We start from the raw sequence: 22,143 nt of genomic DNA, 5'->3' as shown, positions 1-22,143 counted from the left end.
AAAAAGGTCGTGCTATTGAGTAAAAAGCCATCCTACCACACTCCCCTTACTCAAGATAATAAAGGCACCTTATTCGGTGCCTTTCGTTACAATTTTAAGTCAATTTAACGCCGAATTGTAAAGTTGCAAATAAGTTTCTGCGGCCTTTTGCCAACAAAAATCTTGTTGCATCGCGTGCAACTGTACTTTATTCACTTCAGGTTCGTTTTGAGCATAGAGCAACAGTGCCCTTAGCATCGTTAACAACAATGCCTGCGGTGTCGGTTCGAAAAAAACAAACCCCGTCGCTTCAGAAGGGTTCACATCATAATCGTTGACGCTGTCTTTTAGACCACCGACACCACGTACTATCGGTAATGTCCCATAAGCCATACTATAGATTTGATTCAAACCACACGGCTCAAACTCAGAAGGCATCAGAAAGAAATCAGAACCCGCTTCAACGATATGCGCAAGTTCATTATCATAAGCTTCTACGAAGACAAATTTACTAGAAAACTGTGCAGCAACCTCTTCTAGCTGAGCGGCTAGTACAGGGTCTCCGGTCCCAACGACAACTAGTTGAACATCGTGCTTCAAAAAATCGGCCAAAGCAGGCAACAAGTAATGCACACCTTTTTGCTGGGTCAACCGACAAACCATACCGAACATGGCTACATCTTTTTCAGGCAAATTTAGCCGCAGTTGTAATGCTTGTTTACACGCTTTCTTGCCTTGCGTCATACTTTGTTGGTTAGCGCAGTAATTAACTGGCAAGTAAGTATCCGTTTCCGGGTTCCAAGCACTGTAATCACAACCGTTCAAAATACCAACTAAGTCCTGCTCGCGTTGCTGAAACTCCCAAGCCATTCCATGACTGCCAAGCTCTGTTTTGAGTTCCTCTGCGTACGTAGGGCTGACAGCGTTTATCTTATCGGCATTCATTACACCAGCTTTGAGCATAGTAATATGCGTTGTACTCACCGCAGCATCGGGAACGTTTCGACAATGAAACTCTGGCAAGCACTGCACGTCTTCATAACTAAATACGCCTTTAAAAACCGCATTATGTATAGAAATGACACTTTTAGTATGAGCAAAAAACGGATCATTGCCATACCTGTGCTTGAGCAAAAATGGAACAAGACCTGTGTGCCAATCGTTCGCGTGTATGATATTAGGTTGAAAGGCGAGCTTGGGTAACATGTCGAGGCATGCTGCACTAAAAAACGCAAAGCGCTCACCGTTATCGGTATACGCTTGGTTGTTCTCCGCATACATCGATGGTCGATTGAAATACGGCTGACAATCAATCAGATAAACAGGATTTTGACCTAGCATGAGCCGCAGAACTCGATACTCCGTATGCGGCCATGATGTTAGTTCTGTTTCTAATACAACTTCTGCGTCAGCGAGTTTATCAATACTACTGTACGCAGGGATGGTAATTCTTACGTCTTGCTGTAGGTTTTGAAGGGCTTCCGGTAGTGCCTTGGCAACGTCTGCCAAGCCACCACTTTTAATGAGACCTTCGACCTCAGAAGCTACAAACAGAATAGATAAGTTGTTAGTAGCCAACTCGAGCTCCTTTCGGAATAACAACAATGCCCTCCTCAGACACGTGGAAGTGTTTTTTATCTTCTTGAAGATTCACACCAATCTGAGTACCAGGAGCAATATCGGCATCCTTATCGACAATCACACGACGTAAAACACAGCCTTCGCCAATTTTCACGTCACCAAGAAGGATACATTCGCTGATATCGCAAGCAGATGCAATATTACTGCGGAACCCAAGCACCGACTTTTCTATTCTTGAGCCTCTGACGTAACTGCCATTACATACCAAACTGTCGATGATCTGAACACGGCCATTATCAGAGTCTGTAAATGTCGCTGGCGGCAATGGAGGATAATAAGTATGCAGCGGCCATTTACGGTTATATAGTGAAAACGGTGCATCTTTTTCTAGCAGATCCATGTGCGCTTCCCAGTACGCATCAATGGTTCCCACGTCACGCCAGTACACCTCTTCTCTTTCACCGCTGATTTTGTTAGTACTGAAGTCATACACGAACACGTCACCTCGAGGGAACATCTTAGGAATAATGTCCTTCCCAAAATCATGTGATGAAGCTTCATTATCCGCATCTTCAACCAACTCAGAGAATAACACCTGAGCTTCAAAAACGTAGTTACCCATTGAAACTAAAGCGTAATCAGGATCGCCAGGAATCGACTTCGGGTTTGCTGGTTTCTCTTCAAAGCCTATCATGCGACCTTCACTGTCCACTTCGATAACCCCAAATTGCGACGCCTCTTTTAGTGGCATACGCAATGCAGATACCGTCAGAGAAGCCTGCTTTTCTGAATGGAAGTTCAGCATTTGTTTAATATCCATCTTATAGATATGGTCAGAGCCAAAAATACAAACTTGATCCGGTTCCTCTAGTTCCATAAAACGGAGGTTTTGATAGATCGCGTCTGCCGTTCCTTCGTACCAACGCTTACCAGTGCGCATTTGAGCAGGAATAGGATCGATAAAGCGGTCAGTGATGCCATTAATGTTCCAGCCCTTTTTTAAATGATGGAACAAAGATTGAGATTTAAATTGGGTGAGGACGTAAATGCGCATTAAATCCGCATTTACAAAATTGTTTAGAGCAAAATCGATCAATCGATAGCTACCACCAAACGGTACCGAAGGTTTACTACGAGATTCTGTTAAAGGTCTCAAACGAGAGCCTTCACCGCCAGCAAGAATCATTCCCAAAACACCAGCCATTTGTTGTTCTCCATATCGTTATAGCTTGGATTTGGTACTCGCTTGAATGAGTCATACTCGGGGAGTCAAGCGAATACATTTAGTAACCGTATCAGGAGTTTCTTTGAACTCTTACAACACGATAAAAAAGCTACGGCACTTCCAGTATGCAACGTCCACTCTTTTCTTATTTTTCGACGCAAAATGCACACAGTTGCACTAATTTTTGTAATAAATTATCTAAGCAGGTTCTAAATTACAATTTTTAATACGCCATTCTGTGTTCCATACAGTTCTTGCTTACTCAAGACGATATCTAGATCACACATGCAAAAGCAAACGATTACATTATGAAAACAATTTACGAACGGATTCACTACACGACCGACTTTTTGAGCTTAATATATAACAAATATATGAACGCAAAATGAAAGTTACGACGAATGTTTTTTACATAAAAAATACGTTCGCTACTAATAAATCGTGACTCTGGTGTTTTCTAGCGACAATGGTGCTTGTTAAAGTGAGGAAAGGTCGATTAGAGGAAGAATGCGCAGGAGAAAACTGTCGGCCCCTACGCAAAAAAGGCAGCGATATCGCTGCCTTTTTACTTTACCTTAATGGTGCATTTTTATGCTTTCGCTTTTTTACGCTTATCTGTGACTTCCCACTTACCTTCAACAAAGAGCGCTGTCCAACCAGATGGTTTGCCGTTCTCTTCCGAACGAACGTAGTTCTCTTTTGTTTTGCGACTAAAGCGTACAACTGCAGGACGACCATCAGGATCTTCTTGCGGTGCGGTCGCTAGGTATTTGAACTTCTCAGGTAAACGCTCTTCAAAACGTGCCAGTTCAGCAACCAAAGGAGCACGTGTCTCGCGCGATTTAGGGAAGTTGCTTGCCGCCATAAATAGACCTGAAGCACCATCACGAAGTACGAAATACGCATCTGAGTTTTCACATGGCAACTCGGGAAAATGAACAGGATCTTCTTTCGGTGGCGCGACTTCACCATTCTTCAGAATCTTACGAGTGTTCTTACACGTTTCACTCGTACAGTCCATGTATTTACCAAAGCGACCGTTTTTAAGAACCATATCAGAGCCACATTTGTCACATTCAACAACTGGACCATCATAGCCTTTGACTTTGAACTCGCCGTATTCAACAAGGTAGCCCTCACAGTTCGGGTTATTACCACAAACATGCATCTTACGCTTGTCATCAATCAGGTATGCGTCCATCGCCGTTTCACAGATCGGACAACGCTTTTTAGCACGAAGCGCGGCCGTTTCAACGTCTTCTTCTAGAACGTTAATAATACCTTCTTCGTCACCCAAGTTGATGGTTGTCTTACAACGCTCTTTTGGTGGTAACGCGTAACCAGAACAACCTAAGAACACACCTGTCGAAGCAGTACGGATACCCATTGGACGGCTACACGTCGGACACTCGATATCCGTCATGACGATGTGGTTTAACTTCATACCGCCTTCTGACTCATCCAGCTCCGCTTTTTCAAGATCGCCAGTAAAATCAGCAAAGAAGTTGTCTAACACAGCTTTCCAGTTCACTTCACCTTCAGCGATTTGGTCCAATTTCTGTTCCATACGCGCAGTAAAGTCGTAGTTCATCAAATCGTTAAAGCTGTCATCAAGGCGGTCAGTAACAATTTCACCCATTTTTTCAGCGTAGAAACGGCGCTGATCAACTTTCACGTAACCACGATCTTGAATCGTAGAAATGATCGATGCATAAGTCGAAGGACGGCCAATGCCTCGTTTTTCCAGCTCTTTAACCAGTGCCGCTTCAGTGTAGCGCGCAGGTGGCTTAGTAAAGTGCTGTTTAGGGTCAAGTGACTCTAAGCTTAGCTTATCGCCAAGTTGTACCGCAGGAAGGATTGTATCCTCGTTTTTGCCCATTGGACGCTGTACACGAGTCCAACCATCAAATTTAAGGATACGGCCTTTCGCTTTAAGCGTGTATTCTGCCGCTTTTACACTGATGGTTGTTGAATCGTATTCTGCTGGCGTCATTTGACACGCGACAAACTGATTCCAAATCAAAGCGTAAAGTTTGTGCGCATCAGCATCGACACCTTGCAGGTCTTCCGCTTTAACACCCACATTTGAAGGACGGATCGCTTCGTGCGCTTCCTGTGCCCCTTCTTTACTACCATACGTCAGCGGTTTCGCTGGTAAGTACTTATCACCAAACTCAGAACCAATAAAGTCACGTACAGCGTCCACAGCCTCGGCACTTAGGTTAGTCGAGTCCGTACGCATATAAGTGATGTAACCGGCCTCATAGAGGCGCTGAGCTAGCATCATGGTCTTTTTCACGCCGTAGCCAAGACGTGTACTCGCTGCCTGTTGAAGCGTAGAGGTGATGTAAGGTGCTGAAGGCTTGCTCTTCGTCGGGCGATCTTCACGCTTACATACTTCGTAACTTGCATTCTCAAGCACAGACATCGCTGCTTTGGTTTCTGCCTCATTAACTGGCTTAAACGCAGAACCATCTTTCTGAGCAACAAGCAGCTTAAAGTCAGCTTTGTCTTTCGTTTTCGTATTCGCATGAATATCCCAGAATTCTTCTGGTACAAACGCGTTAATCTCACGCTCACGCTCAACTAATAGTTTCACCGCAACAGACTGCACGCGACCAGCAGATAAACCACGAGCCACTTTCTTCCAAAGTAAAGGTGAAACCATAAAACCAACGACACGGTCCATGAAGCGACGCGCTTGTTGGGCATTAACACCATCCATGTTCAGCTCACCAGGTGTCTGGAAAGCTTGTTGGATCGCGTTTTTCGTAATTTCGTTAAAAACTACACGTTTGTATCGCTCTTCATCGCCACCGATGATCTCACGAAGGTGCCATGCGATTGCTTCCCCTTCGCGGTCCAAATCGGTTGCGAGATAAACGCAATCTGCGTCTTTGGCGAGTTTTTGTAGTTCGTTGACAACTTTTTCTTTGCCTGGAAGGATTTGGTAATTCGCTTCCCAGTCATGATATGGGTTAATCCCCATTTTTTTGATCAACGCTTTGCGGTCTTTCTCTTTTTTAACGCGCGCTTTCTCTTCCGGACTCATCCCTTTTGTTGAGATGGCTGCGGCTTTTTTCTCACCAGTGCTTTGACCGGCCGTAGGCAGATCACGCACATGACCAACACTAGACTTAACAATAAAGTCTTTACCAAGGTACTTATTTATCGTCTTTGCCTTGGCTGGTGACTCCACTATAACGAGTGATTTACCCATAACTGACTCTAACGTCCTTCATAATAATGCGGGTAGAAACCTTGTTTAAAGGCCACCCGCATAATGTTCTATTTCATTGCTTCTTTTTTTACTATTGTGCGAGATGAAAAGAAGATCAACTGCTTTTTTGAAATTCAGATCCGATTGGTTGACAATTCATCGTCTTTATACTTCAAAGAGACAGGGTTCTGAAAGGTATTGAGCGGCATATCTAAACAGGCAAACTTAGCATCCGCTAATCCAATGCAATAAATTTTGTTACGCATCACAAAATAGTTTCGTTCAGTGGCTCTGTCATATCCTCCAACTAATCATACTTACACTCTAAAAATTGATCTGTTTAGGCTAAGTGAACGATTGACTGAATTAATCATGCAAACCCATTTTAGTTGTAGGTATACTCAGCGTTCTCAACTGAAATGAATGGTAGAAAAATTATGTCTGATAGAACGTTTATCGAAGAGTTCGACCTTCTTTTGATCGCTAACCAAATCATCCAAGAGCACGATGATTACATCGAGGGAATGCGAGCAACAAGCGTAGAAGAAAAAGAAGGTGTTTTAGTTTTTAAAGGTGAATACTTCCTTGATGACAAAGGTTTACCAACTTCAAATACGACTGCAGTATTCAATATGTTCAAATACTTAGCGCATCACCTTTCCAAGGAATTTACGCTGGTTAAATAGTAGCGGAAAACAAAAAAGCCAGAGTGTTATTCACTCTGGCTTTCCTGTTTCAGGTCAGGATATTTAGCAGCTTAAAGCCTTAAGTTTGTCGAAGTAGTCAGGGAACGTTTTCGACGTACACTTTGGATCGTTAATCGTCACAGGCGTATCACTAAGTGCCACCAGCGAAAAACACATCGCCATTCGATGATCATCGTAAGTATCAATCGCAGCATGCTTTAACTGAGAGACAGGTTTGACGATGATGTAGTCTTCCCCTTCTTCCACTTCCGCACCAACTTTACGTAATTCCGTCGCCATAGCTGACAAACGGTCTGTTTCTTTTACACGCCAGTTATAAACGTTACGAATAGCAGTAGTGCCTTCGGCAAATAGCGCTGTTGTCGCGATGGTCATTGCAGCATCAGGGATATGGTTGTAATCCATATCGATGCCTTTCAATTGACCAACACGTGAAATTACGTAGTCATCACCCCATTCAATTTCTGCACCCATTTTTTCAAGCGCATCAGCAAATTGAATATCACCTTGAATGCTGTTTTTACCGATACCCGTGACTTTAACTTCTCCGCCTTTGATGGCTGCCGCCGCCAAGAAGTAAGAAGCAGAAGACGCGTCACCTTCAACCAAGAAATCACCTGGAGCGATGTATTGCTGACTGGCAGGAATCACAAACTCTTGATAGTCGTTGTTGATCACATCGACCCCAAACTGCTTCATGATATGCAGGGTGATATCGATATAAGGCTTAGAAACCAACTCGCCTTCGATGTTGATGCGAATTTCACCTTCAGCCAATGGCGCAGACATTAAGAAAGCGGTCAAGAACTGACTTGAAATGGATCCATCGATAGAAACTGTACCTGCTTTTAGGCCAGTACCGACTATTTTGAGAGGCGGAAAGTTCTCGTTTTCCATGTACTCAACGTTCGCACCAGCATCTTTCAGTGCCGTGACAAGGTGACCAATTGGACGCTCTTTCATACGAGGTTCGCCCGTCAGTACATACTCCCCTTCTCCAAGACAAAGAGCCGCAGCTAATGGTCGCATCGCAGTGCCAGCATTACCGAGAAATAACTCTACCGGTTCTGAGACAGAAAACGGACGCCCAAGGCCTTCAACGAGACATTCTGTTTTATCTTCGGAAAGTTGGTATTGAACGCCGAGTTTAGTCAGCGCATTCAGCATATGACGGATATCATCACTGTCGAGGAGGTTAGTAAGGCGAGTTCTGCCTTTAGCAAGAGCAGCAAGTAAAAGAGCTCGATTAGAAACGCTTTTAGAGCCAGGAAGATTCACTTCCCCTTGAATTTTATTGATAGGTTGTAACGTTAGGCTTTCCATTAAAAGTTGATAATCCTTTGTGCCCTCAACATACGATTTTTTATGAGAGCTAAACAATTCTTCGTGAATTCAGACTACCCAAAAAAACACGACAAAACCAGAGCAAATCGGCGCTAATTTATGAATATACTCAAGTAGCCTAAAGATGCAGAATTAAAGGCATTGCCAGCGATGTAAATAAGAGCGAAAGAGGCGCGACGAAACAGCAAGCTATTTCGACTTTATTTGACGATAAGCCAGCCCTACTGTGCATGCCTGGTTAGGCTACCTTAGGTTAAAATAACGTAGGATTAATAAGCGATATCAACCCTGACTCCATCATCAAAATATAAGATACGAACTTCATCCCCTCGACTAAATAGCATATTTTTATCAACATCTTGGATAACATTAATCAGCTTGTCGCCCTTCACTTTGATGAGTAGCTCAACTAACTTATATTCAACCGTGTATTGGTAATTACTTTGATTTTGTGCAACCGCTGCACCTGCAAGTGCACCCACTGCCGTCGCAACTTCTCGTCCAGTACCACCACCAAATTGATTGCCGACTAAACCGCCTATTGTGGCACCAAGTAGCGTTTTCCAACCATTATTTTTCGATTGAACGACCTCTTGCTGAGTAATATAACGGACAGAGTCAATCTTCCCATACACCACTTCATTTACCGGCTTGGCAACATTTCTTTCATATGCTGCGTTGGCGGCAAGTGGGAAAAACAGTATGATCCAAAGCCATACTTTCACAATATTTCTTGACCAGGTCATCATAAACTCCTCTGACTCTAATGTTGGTAACGACTTCTTATGGCTATTTATTTAACTGAACTCGATGATACGTTCAACTTTCCCTCACCGTATAAAGCACTCAGCGATCCCAATGGTTTGCTTGCTTTTGGCGGTGACTTAGATCCCATGAGAATCCTCAATGGTTACTATCAAGGCATTTTCCCTTGGTATGGTCCTGGAGAACCTATTCTATGGTGGAGCCCTTCCCCACGCGCTGTTTTTGATCCCTTAGCGTTTAAACCGTCTAAAAGTCTCAAAAAATTTCAGCGTAAACATAACTATAAAGTAACGCTCAATTTCGCGACAGAAGAAGTGATTAGACTATGTTCATCAACACGTCCTGCAGAGGAAACTTGGCTCAACGAGGAAATGCAAGCGTCTTACATTGAGTTAGCTAAACTTGGTCACTGTCACTCTGTAGAAGTATGGCATGACAACGAGCTCATTGGGGGACTATATGGCATCTGCGTTGGTCAGCTTTTTTGCGGAGAGTCGATGTTTAGCCTAAAAGATAACGCATCTAAAATTGCATTGTGGTACTTATGCAACCATTTGGCGTCAAAGCAAGGTCAATTAATCGATTGTCAGGTTATGAACTCGCACTTGGCATCACTTGGCGCATTTGAACTAGAGCGTAACGAGTTTATGCAAAAACTACTATCTTTAAGAGAAAAACAAACACTATTTGATACCTATAAGCCCCAAGTTTTGCAGGATTCAGTATGAGTACGGATATACAACATATTCGAATTGGATTAACGAATAATCACCCTTGCAGTTACTTGCCTGAACGGCAAGAGCGTGTGGCGGTGGCACTTGATGCAGGGCTGCATACTGAAGAAAACTATCAACTACTGATGGCTAACGGTTTTCGTCGTAGTGGAGATACCATATATAAACCGCACTGCGAGCATTGCACCGCTTGCCAGCCAATTCGAGTCTCGATTCCAGACGTTAGACTATCAAAAAGTCAGAAGAGGCTGCTCAGTAAAGCACAGCCTTTACGTTGGGAAATGAAACCCGAAATGGATGAGGAATGGTTTGCGCTTTACAGTCGGTACATCTGCAAACGGCATAAAAACGGCACTATGTATCCACCAAAGCGTGATGAATTTTATCGGTTTGCCCAAACCAGCTGGTTGACCACTTCATTTTTGCATATTTACGATGAGTCAAATCAATTACTCGCCATTGCGGTAACGGATGTAATGACTCAATGTTCGAGTGCATTTTATACTTTTTTTGACCCTGACTACCCGTTATCTCTTGGCACTTTGGCAGTGCTCTATCAAATAAAATACTGCCAAGAAAACAAACAACAGTGGCTTTATTTGGGTTATCAGATTGATGAGTGTCCAGCAATGAACTATAAAACACGCTTTCAACGCCACCAAAGGCTAGTAAATCAGCGTTGGCGAGGGTAGAATACGCCTCAACTTTACATAATTACTATTTAGCGGCAGAATATAGACCGCTAATATTGCCTAATTTCTAAAGAGGATTAAATGGCTAAAGAAGACGTAATCGAGATGCAAGGCACGGTCCTTGACACTCTACCAAACACTATGTTCCGTGTTGAACTTGAAAACGGTCACGTTGTGACTGCTCACATCTCTGGCAAGATGCGTAAGAACTACATCCGTATCCTAACGGGTGACAAAGTAACTGTAGAGATGACTCCATACGACCTGTCAAAAGGCCGCATCGTCTTCCGCGCTCGTTAATCTCTGATTTTCGGATGCAATAAAAAACGGAGCAGTTTGCTCCGTTTTTTATTGCATGATTTTTATTTCCGAGTAGGTTCAGACAAACAAAAAGCGCACGATAAAATCGTGCGCTTTTACTTCCCTACGGAGCAATTAATGCATCGCTGCCTCTTTCTCACTCAAATATTCAAATTTAAGTGTGTCATTCACTAGTGTTACTTTCACAGTGCCGCCGTCGACTAGAGAGCCAAACAACAATTCATTAGCCAAAGGTTTCTTAAGTTGCTCTTGGATAACGCGTCCCATTGGGCGAGCACCCATCGCCTTATCATAACCTTTATTCGCTAACCAATGGCGTGCATCTTGCGATACCTCCATTGATACGCCACGAGCATCAAGTTGCACCTGCAGTTCAACAATAAACTTATCAACAACTTGATGGATAACGCTTTCATCAAGGCTGTTAAACCAGATGATGTTATCAAGACGGTTACGGAACTCAGGAGTGAATACCTTCTTAATTTCCGCCATCGCATCGTGACTGTTGTCTTGCTGAATCAAACCAATTGATTTCTTCTCAGTTTCAGCCACACCCGCGTTGGTTGTCATAACGAGGATGACATTACGGAAGTCTGCTTTACGACCGTTGTTGTCCGTTAGCGTACCATTATCCATCACTTGCAATAGCAAATTAAAGATATCTGGATGCGCTTTCTCAATCTCATCGAGTAATACGACTGAATGTGGGTGCTTGATAACAGCGTCTGTCAGCAAGCCACCTTGGTCGTAACCGACATAACCAGGAGGTGCACCAATTAAGCGACTCACGGAGTGACGCTCACCATATTCCGACATATCAAAACGAAGTAGCTCGATCCCTAGAAGCTTAGATAGCTGCACCGTCACCTCTGTTTTACCCACCCCAGTAGGGCCAGCAAACAAGAATGAACCAACTGGTTTGTTATCCACGCCCAAACCTGCACGTGTCAGCTTGATCGCTTCGGATAATGCATCAATCGCATTATCTTGACCAAATACCAACATCTTCATCTTGCTATCTAGGTTCTTCAAGATGTCTTTATCTGAAGAAGAAACCGACTTCTCTGGGATTCGTGCCATCTTGGCAACCATCGCTTCGATATCGGCAACACCAACCGTTTTCTTACGGCGGCTTGCAGGAGCAAGACGACTGCGAGCGCCAGCTTCATCAATGACATCAATGGCTTTATCTGGTAAATGACGTTCATTGATGTATTTCGCCGAAAGTTCTACCGCGGCACGCAGTGCTTTATTGGTGTAACGTACTTCATGGTGTGCTTCGTACTTCGGCTTCAAGCCCATCAAGATTTTAGTTGTGTCATCCAGAGAAGGCTCTACAACGTCTATCTTTTGGAAACGACGGGACAACGCACGCTCTTTCTCGAAAATGTTGCTGTATTCTTGGTATGTAGTCGAGCCGATACAACGCAACTTACCGCTACTTAGTAGAGGTTTGATAAGGTTTGCGGCATCAACTTGACCACCAGAAGCCGCACCCGCACCGATGATTGTGTGTATCTCATCGATGAACAAAATTGCATCTTCTTCTTTTTCAAGCTGTTTCAAAATCGCCTTGAAGCGTTTTTCAAAATCACCACGGTACTTAGTACCAGCCAATAGAGAACCAATATCCAATGAGTAAATCACGCTGTTTTGAATAACTTCCGGGACCTGCCCTTCTACAATTCGCCAAGCAAGACCTTCTGCGATGGCTGTTTTACCTACCCCGGCTTCACCCACTAGTAATGGGTTATTCTTGCGGCGGCGGCAAAGTACTTGAATAGTGCGCTCTAGCTCTTTATCGCGACCAATCAGTGGATCGATATTGCCATCTTTAGCGACCTGATTAAGGTTAGTCGCAAAGCTTTCCAAACGTTCTTCAGAATTCGGCTCTTCGACACTCTCTGAACTGAACGAATCTGATGATGGGTCTTCGCTTGCACCTGACGCTTTAGTAATACCATGGGAGATAAAGTTAACAATATCTAATCGGGAGATGTCGTTTTTCTTCAGTAAGTAGGCGGCATGCGACTCTTGCTCACTGAAGATCGCCACAAGCACGTTTGCACCTGTTACTTCGTTGCGGCCAGACGACTGTACATGAAAGACGGCGCGTTGTAGCACACGTTGAAAACTCAAAGTCGGCTGGGTTTCACGCGTCTCATCACTGTCTGGGATAAGAGGCGTAGTTTGATCGATGAATATATCGAGTTCGTTACGTAAAGCGTCAAGATCCGCTTTACAAGCTAAAAGGGCTTCCTTAGCTGCATCATTTTCCAATAATGCAAGTAGGAGGTGTTCGACAGTCATAAACTCGTGGCGTTTATCTCGCGCCCGAGCAAATGCACCGTTAAGGCTTGACTCTAGTTCTTTATTTAGCATAAGTACCTCCCGAAAAAACAACTTGGGTTGTTCGAGCAAGTCTTCTTTGTTTACGCTTGCTCCATAGTGCAAAGTAGCGGATGTTCATTTTCCCTTGCGTACATCGTAACTTGCGCTACTTTTGTTTCGGCAATTTCTGCACTGTAAGTGCCACAGATTGCCTTTCCTTCATAGTGAATCTTGAGCATGATCTGAGTCGCTTTATCAATGTCATGTGAAAAGAATCGCTCAAGTACCTCTATGACGAAATCCATAGGTGTATAGTCATCATTATTTAGTACAACATTGTACAGCTTAGGTGGCTGAACTTTCGTACTTTCTCGCTCCAGAAGATCAGAGTCCGGAGTGACCCATTCAAAATTTTTACTCATGGCAATTCAAAGATATCGTATCAAAGGGTTGATGTTTTCGACCTATAAAAACAATCTACCACAAGCGTGCAGCGCGGTGTAGTGAGATATGGCACCGAATTCGATCTTTGATCGATAAAAGTTGCTACCTAATATAGAGACTAATGCAGGTCTTGAGGGGGCGCAAATAAAAGATGCTTGTCGATAAGTTACACATTTTTACTTATAAAATAACTTTCTTTTTACCCCCTCCGAGCTATTGCGAAACATCTCTCAGTCTTCTACCGAGATCACACTTCCTAACTGAGAATGGGGTAATTATCACGAAAACTTCATTTTTTATTCAGTTAGAGGATTCATCTATCATAAGCAACACGAACAGTATGGTTTTTCCAGTGAATACTACTTTGCAGGCTAATTGACCAAACTTCCGCGTATATACGAAAAACTGTTTGCAAATTTGTTAATCTCAAAAGTGATTTGTTTTCAATTATGTTTCTGTTTGTTGCTTAATGCTATTGACTGTCGGGATTCATTGACTACAGTGGAAAGTGTTGATGCATAAATCGTCATTTTGAATCCATTTGTTTTTAAGCAGCTTGGTGAATGTGATTTCTCATTGACTAGATGTTTGTTAGCGTTCGCTGACAATAGTAGTACCAGGTTAAAGGTATAACTTGGTTGTTGTAACAACTCAGTAAAAAATGCATGAGGGATGTAAAAGCATGGCTACAGGTACAGTAAAGTGGTTTAACAATGCCAAAGGATTTGGGTTTATTTGTTCAGATGAAGAAGAGGGAGATATCTTTGCCCACTACTCAACTATCCAGATGGACGGTTATCGTACACTGAAAGCAGGCCAACAAGTCTCATACGAGATTGAAAAAGGTCCCAAAGGCTGTCACGCGAGTAGCGTCGTGCCTCTTGAAGGTCAAGCCAAATAATTAGAGCGCTGTCGAAAAATAAAAATATTGCTCTCGAAGCATCATTTTGATGTTCTGAAGAGAAAAATAAACCCGCCAAGATAGCGGGTTTCTTACTATTTGTAGCTTATGAAATGCAGATAGACCACATACAAAGTATTGATAAAATAAGAAACACGTCGAAAGCGACGTGCTCTTTTCATCTATTTTACTTGTTAATGATCGTGTTAAAGGTTTCGCTTGGGCGCATCAACTTAGAAACCAATGCATCGTCTAGCAGGTAGTAACCGCCCAGTTCTCCTTTCACACCCTGTGCGTTGTTTAGCTCAGCGACGATTTTTTCTTCATGCTCTGACAACGCTTTCGCAATCGGTGCAAACTCAGCAGCGAGATCAGCATCGTCTGTTTGCTCGGCAAGTGCTTTCGCCCAGTAAAGTGCGAGGTAGAAATGACTACCTCGGTTATCTAATTCGCCCACTTTACGTGACGGAGACTTGTTGGTATCTAAAAACTCACCAGTCGCTTTGTCTAGCGTATCCGCCAAAACTTGTGCTTTCGGGTTGTTTGCCACCACACTTAGATGTTCTAGGGATGCAGCTAGTGCTAAGAACTCACCTAAAGAATCCCAACGAAGGTGATTCTCTTTTTCTACTTGTTGAACATGCTTAGGAGCAGAACCACCAGCACCAGTTTCAAATAGACCACCGCCATTCATCAATGGAACGATAGATAGCATCTTAGCTGACGTGCCTAACTCTAAAATTGGGAACAAGTCTGTTAGGTAGTCACGAAGAACGTTACCCGTTACAGAAATAGTATCTAGACCCGCTTTCATACGCTCTAGCGAGTACTTACAAGCATCAACAGGAGATAGGATCTTAATCTCTAGACCGTCAGTATCGTGCTCTGGTAAGTACGTATTTACTTTCTTAATGAGTTCAGCATCGTGCGCACGGTTTTCGTCTAGCCAGAATACGGCTGGAACACCTGTTGCACGTGCGCGAGTCACTGCTAGTTTAACCCAATCTTGGATTGGTGCGTCCTTCACCTGACACATACGGAAGATATCGCCTTCTTCAACCGCTTGCTCTAACAATACGTTACCCGCAGTATCAACAACGCGAACAGTACCCGCTGCGTCTAGAATGAATGTCTTGTCGTGAGAACCATACTCTTCTGCTTTTTGAGCCATTAAGCCAACGTTAGGTACGCTACCCATAGTGGTTGGGTCAAATGCGCCGTGCTCTTTACAGAAATCAATAACCGCTTGGTAAATACCTGCGTAGCTACGATCTGGAATCATCGCTTTGGTGTCTTTTTGTTTACCATCTGGTCCCCACATTTGACCAGAAGAGCGAAGCATTGCTGGCATAGAAGCATCTACAATAATGTCGCTTGGTACATGTAAGTTTGTGATACCACGATCAGAATCAACCATCGCAAGTTCTGGTTGAGTTTGGTAAACCGCTTGAATGGCCGCTTCAATTTCTGCTTTTTGCGCTTCAGGTAGAGACTCAATTTTTGAGTAAACATCACCGATGCCATTGTTTACATCAACGCCTAGCTCTTCAAACAGCTTGCCGTACTTATCGAAAACGTCTTTGTAGTAAACTTTTACTGCATGGCCGAAAATGACAGGGTCAGAAACTTTCATCATTGTCGCTTTCATATGAAGAGACAGCAGCACGTCTTGTGCTTTCGCTTCAGCAATCTCTTTCTCGAAAAATTCAACCAGCGCCTTCTTCTTCATCACTGAAGTGTCAATGACTTCTTTATCTAGTAATGGGAACGCAGACTTGAGCTCTTTAACTGTACCGTCATTACCAACAAACTCGATTTTTACCTCTGTTGCACCAGAGATAGTCGTGGACTTTTCGCTACCAAAGAAGTCATTGTCTGACATGCTCGCAACATGAGACTTAGACTCTGATGACCACGCACCCATTGAATGTGGATTTTTCTTCGCGTAGTTCTTAACCGAAGTTGGAGCACGACGGTCTGAGTTACCTTCACGAAGTACTGGGTTAACCGCACTACCTTTGATTTTGTCGTAAGCCGCTTTAATCGCTTTCTCTTCGTACGTGCTCGGTTCTTCTGGGTAGTTTGGTAAATCGTAACCTTTCGCCTGAAGCTCTTTAATCGCCGCTTTAAGCTGAGGAACTGAAGCTGAAATGTTAGGCAGCTTGATGATATTTGCTTCTGGAGTTTGAGCCAGTTCACCAAGCTCAGTCAACGCATCGCCAATGCGCTGTTCTTCTTTTAGATGCTCTGGGAAGTTAGCGATAATTCGACCTGCTAGTGAAATATCACGAGTATCTACATTGATGCCAGACGATGCTGTGAATGATTGAATGATTGGTAGTAATGAATAAGTTGCTAGCGCCGGCGCTTCATCAGTGATGGTGTAGATAATTGTAGGTTTTTCTGTAGGCATGAAATTTCCCTATTTTTTAATCAACTTGTTGGCTGATCAACTCAGCGTCTGAGTTGGTTTAATTGACGCATTGCTGCACGTTAGCAGTACATGTCTCCTCACTAACGCCACATGCGGTTCGCACTCTTTGTTGTAGTTTGAAGCTCTAAGCTCTGAATCCATGAGTGCACTGATATAATTAAACAAATAACACGAATTAGTCTATCATTCTGTGCGCGTTTGTTAGTTTTAGGCGCGCAAATCATATCCGATCATGAGAAAACTTAAAACTTTCAAACACAGTTCATTTACATTTTTGCAGGGTAGTTAACATGTCATCTCGTACAGGTCAGGAAAAAGGTCGCAGTCGTAACCAGTCTAAAACGGGCCATTTTAAACACTCAGGAGCTCGCAATGGCTCGAAGACTCGTACTCAGCAAGACCGTCGCCCTAATCGCCCAACAAAAAGCCAAAAGCCAAAAGTGGCCCCCAAAGATCGTAAAGTCATTATTTTCAATAAGCCTTACGATACGCTCAGTCAATTTACCGATGGCGATGGTCGCAAAACGTTAGCGGACTATATCCCAATCAAAGATGTCTATGCGGCTGGCCGATTGGACCGAGACAGCGAAGGTTTGATGGTACTCACTAACGATGGCATCTTGCAGGCGAAGCTAACGCAGCCAAAGTCAAAATCCCCGAAGACTTATTGGGTTCAAGTCGATGGCGCTCCTCAGGAGCAAGATCTTGAAAAATTGAGAAAGGGAGTAGAGCTAAAAGATGGTATGACTCTACCAGCCGAAGTTGAAGTGATTCCAGAACCACAAGTCTGGGATAGAACCCCTCCTGTCCGTTTTCGCGCAAATATCCCTACCACTTGGTTAGCCATTACCATTATTGAAGGAAGAAATCGTCAGGTGCGTCGCATGACTGCGCACATTGGCTTCCCTACTTTGCGCCTCATTCGTCATTCGATGGGTGATATCGTCCTTAAAGACCTAATGCCTGGTGAATGGAGAGAAATCTCTCTCTAATAGGCAGAAAAGATAAAAGCAGGCTTAAAGCCTGCTTTTTAGATTCATACTTTTTCAGTTAAGCCCTATCTAATGAACTAAGGGATTACTGCTCAGCAAGCCAGTTTTTAAATGCCTCTTTTTCCGCCGGAGACGCTTTCTGGTACATCGTCTTTAATACATCAACCATTGGGCTGTCGTTCGATGCGACTGTTGAACGGGTATCACTACTCTCAACTCGAGGCTCGATATCACTTACTGATTGTTGATGCTGATTCACAGTTACATAACTAACGGCAATACTCGCGATACCGCCAGCAATATTGTAGTTACGAGATTCTTGAGGGTAATTACGACCAATTTGAACACCATCTGACTCTAATACATCTTCGACCAAAGCAATAGGTTGACCTTTGGTGTCCAGCAGTTGCCAATCTAAAGGTGAGATGTTGTTTTGCGCTTGACGAAGAGTTTTAAACTCTGGTAGTTCAAACTTTAGTTTTTCATTTTCAACATCAAACTTAGCGATGATCACGTCACTGTAAACTGTCTTAAGGTTTTCGTTTGTTTCAAAAGCAGGTTGATATTTGAAGACAATTTGGTTAGTTCCGTCGGGGATCTCAATTGTCTTCTCACTAGAGAAAAGTCCCCCCTCAAGTTTTGGCTTCTCCATATTGACGGCCAGTAACTTCACGTCTTCTGGAACCACTAAAGTCGTTGCAGCATAAAGGTTTGTACTGGCAAGAATAGACAACACCATTGCCACTTTTAATGATAACTGCATAGAGTTTTTCATCCTTATCTTCATAGTAAAAGACCCAGCATATAGCTGGGTCTTACAATATCAAACTGGGTATTGATTACCAGTAGAAACGTGCACCAACACCGAAGTCAGTTTTAGAATCAGTTTCTGCAGTTGTTTTACCAGCTTCTAGCTTATCACCATCAAAATTGTAACCCGCTTCTGCGAATACGCGAGCCCATTTAGAGAACTTGTATTCAACGCCAGCGTAAAACTTAGATTGGTCGCCATCTTTCTTGCCAGATTTGTCAGACGATGACATTACTAGCTCGTAGCCAGAGTAAAGTGTTGTTTTAGGAGCTACAGCGAACATGCCTGCTAGAGAGATACCGTGAGAATCGATAGTCTCGTTAGCTGCTTTGTCTTCATTTTCGTTGTAGTAGTACGTAGCACCTAGAGTGTGCTCATCTAGAGCGTATTCAGCAGTTACTTCGAAAGATAGGTTCTCAGCGTTGTTACCTTTAGAAGCAATCTTGTTCTCAGAAGAAAGAACGCCAGCGTGTACAGATAGGTCATTGAAAGACTTACCTACGAATACTTCGCGGATTTCTTCGTTTTGATCTTTCTCACCTAGCGCGTAACCAGCTTTTAGCCAGAATGCGTCATTTTCGTAAGCGTATTTAATTTGAGAAGAGTTGTTCCACGCGTGTCCGTAAAGAAGTGCAGAACCACCGAAGAAGTATGAGTAATCAGCTCCGTAGATGTCATCAGCCCAAGTACCTTCTTTACCAAAACGAAGTGTACCCATATCGCCCATGTCGAAGCCAAAGATGTGACGGCGTACGTATACTGAGTCATCAGTACGCTCGCTTGAATCAGCACCTGCACCGTAGTTGTCACCTAGAGCAACACCGATTTCAACTTCACCTAGAACTTTTAGGTTGTCGTTTACAACGTAAACACCATTTACACCCATACGAGAAGAGCTAGTGTTTAGCTCTGCAGTGTGGTCTGTGCTGTCTAGGAATAGAAGAGTTGGACGTAGCTGACCGTAGAAATCTACAGAACCTTCTTCAGATTTGAATACTTCAGCTGCGTTCACTGAAGTTGCAGACGCAACTACAGCTAGTGCTAATAGAGTTTTTTTCATAATTAATCCACTGCCTTTTCTTAGTTCGGGATATCCTTGTCCGGTTCCCTTTTTTTATATGTTTGAGATAGAGCGTTAACAAAACGTTATACAGCGCCTTCTCAAAATCTGGAGCTAAGAGTGCAAAAGATTATTCTGGCTGTCAAATTTTCTAAATACCAATGTAAAAAAACAAAAATAACATTTAAAAACAATAACTTGAAAAGTTTATCTTTATTTATTCGACGAACATCTAATCAATCCTCTTGATTTTTCATAATTTATAAAACCATTAACAATGAGATTTTAAACCCAAAAAAAATACTAAAAAACACAATATATAGAATAAAAAACCATACAAATATCATATTTGGAGTTTTATATTTTTCATATAATGAAATTAATTTCATTTAGATAAGGTTCAATATTTTTTTGTGAAGAAGATCTACATTCCTCATAAAAGCATTCCGTTTTGTGAACTACTGTACAACTAGTGATGTGTGCTACTATTCGCCTCCAACGCATTTGAGGCCCGTATGCTGACCAGTAACATTCAAAAATCGATTCGTAATAGCTATCAAAACCTGCAAGATCAACTTGATAACTTTGTACCTAGAAGAGCACAAAACTACCTTGTTGCAGAGATTGCAAAAACGCTGTGCGGTCAGTACCACAAATCTAACCGAATACTGGTTGCAGAAGCAGGGACTGGAATTGGTAAGTCGCTCTCCTATCTAATGGCTGCCATCCCCGTGGCTGTACATAACAATAGAAAAGTGGTTATCTCAACGGCGACCGTAGCTCTGCAAGAGCAGCTCATAAATAAAGACCTCCCTCTTTTTCGTCGGATTACCGACCGAGAGTTTTCTTTTATTTTGGCAAAAGGCCGTCAACGCTATTGTTGTGCAGAAAAACTTGCTTCATCTTGTGGTGCTGATGGTGGTCAGTTAGCCATGTTCGAAACCAAGCCTAAGCAAAAAGATATAGAGCTGTTGGAAACAATGCATCGCTCTCTTGCGCAAGGTAAATGGGATGGTGACCGTGATTCTTGGCCTAAAACCATCGATGATAAGCTTTGGCAACTGATTGTCAGTGATAAACACAGTTGCAATAACAGTCTACCGGGCCATCGCGGCTGTCCATTTCAAAAAGCGCGCTCGGAGCTGGATAAGAATGATGTCATCATTGCGAACCACTCTCTCGTCATGGCAGACGCAGACTTGGGGGGCGGAGTAATCTTACCTGAGCCAGAAAACACGATATACGTCTTTGACGAGGCACATCACTTACCTCACGTCGCCCGCGATCATGCTTCAGCATCTGCGAGTTTAAAAGGTGCGGCAGCATGGCTTGAGAAGTTAAATCAGTCGATTAGCAAGTTTTCGTCGCTCGCAGACGAGAAGCGCGTAGCTCGATTTCGCAACGACCTTCAAGACGCGGTTCAGAACTTGATACCAGCACTGACTCAACTGCCTAAACAGTTCGATCCAGCTCAATTTGAAGAGAGTATCTACCGCTTTGAGCACGGTGAACTACCAGAATGGCTAGAGAACCAATCCAAAGAGTTAAAGCAGTTCAGTAAAAAAGCAAATCAAAGTGTGGCAAAAATTGCCGACCTTATTGCGGAAAGAGTAAAAGATGGGGAGCTTGCGACAAGATTGGCTGAACCAGCGCTTGCAGAGCTCGGCTTCTACATTCAAAGGTTAGAAAACCTAGCGCAAGTCTGGCACTTGATGGCTGAGCCAACTCGTGAAAAAGGTGCGCCTTTGGCTCGCTGGTTAGAAACCCACCCCGATCGCGAGGGTGATTTCATTGTGAGTGTTTCTCCGCTTGAAATTGGATGGCAACTCGACCAACAAATTTGGAGCAGGTGCATTGGCGCCATTTTAGTTTCCGCAACGATGCGTGCATTAAACTCCTTCCATTACTTTTGCCATCAGGTTGGTATTGATGGAAAACCAGAATCAGGCACACAGTTTTTAGCGCTTGCGTCACCATTCGATTACCAAAACCAGGCAGAATTGCTCATCCCTGCGATGAAATATGAACCACCAGCGCCTCAATTTACTGAATATCTTATCGAGATATTGCCTAAGTACTTGGAAGACAAGAAAGCCAACTTAGTATTATTCTCATCCTATTGGCAGATGAACCAAGTTGCGAAGGCGCTGTCTTCGGAGTTCATAAAAAAAGGCTGGGCGTTGCAAGTTCAAGGTGAAAGCTCACGTCAAGAAATTCTAAAAAAACATAAAAATCTAATAGAATCAAATAAAACCAGCATCTTATTTGGTACTGGCAGTTTCTCTGAGGGGCTAGATTTACCTGGCGAATTACTTGAAAACTTGGTGATTACAAAAATTCCATTTGGTGTTCCAACCTCTCCTGTCGAACAGGCTCACTCCGAATATATCGAGAAAAAAGGTGGGAACCCGTTTATGCAAATAACTGTACCTGACGCAAGCAAAAAGCTGATCCAGAGCGTAGGTCGCTTACTGCGTAAAGAGAGAGATTCTGGTAGAGTAACGATTCTTGATCGACGCCTAGTCACTAAGCGATACGGACAAGCCTTAATCGACTCACTACCTCCATTTAAACGTAAAATAGAATATTAGAAGAATCACCA

Annotated in this window: 17 protein-coding genes; 7 read left to right on the top strand and 10 right to left on the bottom strand. The window is 43.2% G+C overall.

Features of this window, described 5'->3' with window-relative positions:
• Nucleotides 1-99: 99 nt before the first annotated feature.
• The 3 genes from glgA to topA all read right to left on the bottom strand — a co-directional run bounded on the left by glgA (nucleotide 100) and on the right by topA (nucleotide 6,005).
• A complete protein-coding gene (gene glgA, locus J8Z23_RS05175; RefSeq protein WP_434635193.1) occupies nucleotides 100-1,557 on the bottom strand; it encodes a glycogen synthase GlgA in 1,458 nt (485 codons plus the stop codon).
• Nucleotides 1,547-2,764 carry a glucose-1-phosphate adenylyltransferase gene (glgC, locus tag J8Z23_RS05170; RefSeq protein WP_048626184.1) on the bottom strand — a complete coding sequence of 406 codons (1,218 nt, stop codon included), beginning with the start codon at nucleotides 2,762-2,764 and terminating at the stop codon, nucleotides 1,547-1,549. The genes glgA and glgC overlap by 11 nt, the downstream gene beginning before the upstream one ends.
• A gap of 610 nt (nucleotides 2,765-3,374) precedes the next feature.
• Complete coding sequence (gene topA / locus J8Z23_RS05165; protein WP_005390711.1) at nucleotides 3,375-6,005, bottom strand: type I DNA topoisomerase; 2,631 nt, start codon at nucleotides 6,003-6,005, stop codon at nucleotides 3,375-3,377.
• A 437-nt stretch (nucleotides 6,006-6,442) separates the two neighbouring features.
• Between topA and J8Z23_RS05160 the strand changes: the two genes are divergently transcribed.
• The gene (locus tag J8Z23_RS05160) at nucleotides 6,443-6,691 is read left to right on the top strand and encodes a YciN family protein (RefSeq protein ID WP_005387884.1); all 249 of its coding nucleotides are present in this window, start codon (nucleotides 6,443-6,445) and stop codon (nucleotides 6,689-6,691) included.
• Nucleotides 6,692-6,754: 63 nt separating this feature from the next.
• On the opposite strand, the gene aroA is transcribed toward J8Z23_RS05160, so the two are convergent.
• Nucleotides 6,755-8,035, bottom strand: coding sequence for a 3-phosphoshikimate 1-carboxyvinyltransferase (gene aroA / locus J8Z23_RS05155; RefSeq protein WP_434635192.1), 1,281 nt, complete (start codon nucleotides 8,033-8,035; stop codon nucleotides 6,755-6,757).
• A 290-nt stretch (nucleotides 8,036-8,325) separates the two neighbouring features.
• Entirely contained in the window at nucleotides 8,326-8,802 is a 477-nt protein-coding gene (locus J8Z23_RS05150; protein WP_005390705.1) for a glycine zipper 2TM domain-containing protein, read from the bottom strand.
• Nucleotides 8,803-8,841: 39 nt separating this feature from the next.
• Between J8Z23_RS05150 and aat the strand changes: the two genes are divergently transcribed.
• The 3 genes from aat to infA all read left to right on the top strand — a co-directional run bounded on the left by aat (nucleotide 8,842) and on the right by infA (nucleotide 10,547).
• Entirely contained in the window at nucleotides 8,842-9,549 is a 708-nt protein-coding gene (aat, locus tag J8Z23_RS05145; RefSeq protein ID WP_048626183.1) for a leucyl/phenylalanyl-tRNA--protein transferase, read from the top strand.
• On the top strand, nucleotides 9,546-10,247 hold the full coding sequence (locus J8Z23_RS05140) for an arginyltransferase (RefSeq protein WP_145474280.1): 702 nt from the start codon (nucleotides 9,546-9,548) through the stop codon (nucleotides 10,245-10,247). The genes aat and J8Z23_RS05140 overlap by 4 nt, the downstream gene beginning before the upstream one ends.
• An 81-nt stretch (nucleotides 10,248-10,328) precedes the next feature.
• Nucleotides 10,329-10,547 carry a translation initiation factor IF-1 gene (gene infA, locus J8Z23_RS05135; protein ID WP_001040192.1) on the top strand — a complete coding sequence of 73 codons (219 nt, stop codon included), beginning with the start codon at nucleotides 10,329-10,331 and terminating at the stop codon, nucleotides 10,545-10,547.
• Between the two features lie 135 nt (nucleotides 10,548-10,682).
• Here infA and clpA read toward each other — a convergent pair whose 3' ends face one another.
• A complete protein-coding gene (clpA, locus tag J8Z23_RS05130) occupies nucleotides 10,683-12,950 on the bottom strand; it encodes an ATP-dependent Clp protease ATP-binding subunit ClpA (RefSeq protein WP_005390700.1) in 2,268 nt (755 codons plus the stop codon).
• A gap of 50 nt (nucleotides 12,951-13,000) precedes the next feature.
• Complete coding sequence (gene clpS / locus J8Z23_RS05125; RefSeq protein ID WP_031780157.1) at nucleotides 13,001-13,321, bottom strand: ATP-dependent Clp protease adapter ClpS; 321 nt, start codon at nucleotides 13,319-13,321, stop codon at nucleotides 13,001-13,003.
• Between the two features lie 704 nt (nucleotides 13,322-14,025).
• On the opposite strand from clpS, the gene cspD reads away from it, so the two are divergent.
• Nucleotides 14,026-14,244: a cold shock domain-containing protein CspD gene (gene cspD / locus J8Z23_RS05120; protein WP_005378407.1), complete on the top strand. Its 219-nt coding sequence runs from the start codon at nucleotides 14,026-14,028 to the stop codon at nucleotides 14,242-14,244.
• A 187-nt stretch (nucleotides 14,245-14,431) separates the two neighbouring features.
• Here cspD and J8Z23_RS05115 read toward each other — a convergent pair whose 3' ends face one another.
• Nucleotides 14,432-16,657 carry an NADP-dependent isocitrate dehydrogenase gene (locus tag J8Z23_RS05115; protein WP_434635189.1) on the bottom strand — a complete coding sequence of 742 codons (2,226 nt, stop codon included), beginning with the start codon at nucleotides 16,655-16,657 and terminating at the stop codon, nucleotides 14,432-14,434.
• A 311-nt stretch (nucleotides 16,658-16,968) separates the two neighbouring features.
• Between J8Z23_RS05115 and J8Z23_RS05110 the strand changes: the two genes are divergently transcribed.
• Nucleotides 16,969-17,670, top strand: coding sequence for a pseudouridine synthase (locus J8Z23_RS05110; protein ID WP_053807161.1), 702 nt, complete (start codon nucleotides 16,969-16,971; stop codon nucleotides 17,668-17,670).
• Nucleotides 17,671-17,755: 85 nt separating this feature from the next.
• On the opposite strand, the gene J8Z23_RS05105 is transcribed toward J8Z23_RS05110, so the two are convergent.
• Together J8Z23_RS05105 and J8Z23_RS05100 are read right to left on the bottom strand one after the other, a co-directional pair.
• Entirely contained in the window at nucleotides 17,756-18,433 is a 678-nt protein-coding gene (locus tag J8Z23_RS05105) for a DUF2057 family protein (RefSeq protein WP_434635178.1), read from the bottom strand.
• Between the two features lie 76 nt (nucleotides 18,434-18,509).
• Complete coding sequence (locus J8Z23_RS05100; RefSeq protein ID WP_434635176.1) at nucleotides 18,510-19,541, bottom strand: porin; 1,032 nt, start codon at nucleotides 19,539-19,541, stop codon at nucleotides 18,510-18,512.
• A 515-nt stretch (nucleotides 19,542-20,056) separates the two neighbouring features.
• On the opposite strand from J8Z23_RS05100, the gene dinG reads away from it, so the two are divergent.
• Nucleotides 20,057-22,132 carry an ATP-dependent DNA helicase DinG gene (gene dinG / locus J8Z23_RS05095; protein WP_164666223.1) on the top strand — a complete coding sequence of 692 codons (2,076 nt, stop codon included), beginning with the start codon at nucleotides 20,057-20,059 and terminating at the stop codon, nucleotides 22,130-22,132.
• Nucleotides 22,133-22,143 lie beyond the last annotated feature (11 nt).

Origin of the sequence: Vibrio sp. SCSIO 43086 (genome assembly GCF_051132235.1) — a bacterium.
GTDB classification, from domain to species: domain Bacteria; phylum Pseudomonadota; class Gammaproteobacteria; order Enterobacterales; family Vibrionaceae; genus Vibrio; species Vibrio diabolicus.
This window is presented reverse-complemented; position numbering and strand designations above follow the sequence as displayed.

Coding starts and splice junctions, on each gene's coding strand:
- glgC (WP_048626184.1), bottom strand. CDS start 2,764: ATGGCTGGTGTTTTGGGAATGATTCTTGCTGGCGGTGAAGGCTCTCGT.
- topA (WP_005390711.1), bottom strand. CDS start 6,005: ATGGGTAAATCACTCGTTATAGTGGAGTCACCAGCCAAGGCAAAGACG.
- J8Z23_RS05160 (WP_005387884.1), top strand. CDS start 6,443: ATGTCTGATAGAACGTTTATCGAAGAGTTCGACCTTCTTTTGATCGCT.
- aroA (WP_434635192.1), bottom strand. CDS start 8,035: ATGGAAAGCCTAACGTTACAACCTATCAATAAAATTCAAGGGGAAGTG.
- J8Z23_RS05150 (WP_005390705.1), bottom strand. CDS start 8,802: ATGACCTGGTCAAGAAATATTGTGAAAGTATGGCTTTGGATCATACTG.
- aat (WP_048626183.1), top strand. CDS start 8,842: ATGGCTATTTATTTAACTGAACTCGATGATACGTTCAACTTTCCCTCA.
- J8Z23_RS05140 (WP_145474280.1), top strand. CDS start 9,546: ATGAGTACGGATATACAACATATTCGAATTGGATTAACGAATAATCAC.
- infA (WP_001040192.1), top strand. CDS start 10,329: ATGGCTAAAGAAGACGTAATCGAGATGCAAGGCACGGTCCTTGACACT.
- clpA (WP_005390700.1), bottom strand. CDS start 12,950: ATGCTAAATAAAGAACTAGAGTCAAGCCTTAACGGTGCATTTGCTCGG.
- clpS (WP_031780157.1), bottom strand. CDS start 13,321: ATGAGTAAAAATTTTGAATGGGTCACTCCGGACTCTGATCTTCTGGAG.
- cspD (WP_005378407.1), top strand. CDS start 14,026: ATGGCTACAGGTACAGTAAAGTGGTTTAACAATGCCAAAGGATTTGGG.
- J8Z23_RS05115 (WP_434635189.1), bottom strand. CDS start 16,657: ATGCCTACAGAAAAACCTACAATTATCTACACCATCACTGATGAAGCG.
- J8Z23_RS05110 (WP_053807161.1), top strand. CDS start 16,969: ATGTCATCTCGTACAGGTCAGGAAAAAGGTCGCAGTCGTAACCAGTCT.
- J8Z23_RS05105 (WP_434635178.1), bottom strand. CDS start 18,433: ATGCAGTTATCATTAAAAGTGGCAATGGTGTTGTCTATTCTTGCCAGT.
- J8Z23_RS05100 (WP_434635176.1), bottom strand. CDS start 19,541: ATGAAAAAAACTCTATTAGCACTAGCTGTAGTTGCGTCTGCAACTTCA.
- dinG (WP_164666223.1), top strand. CDS start 20,057: ATGCTGACCAGTAACATTCAAAAATCGATTCGTAATAGCTATCAAAAC.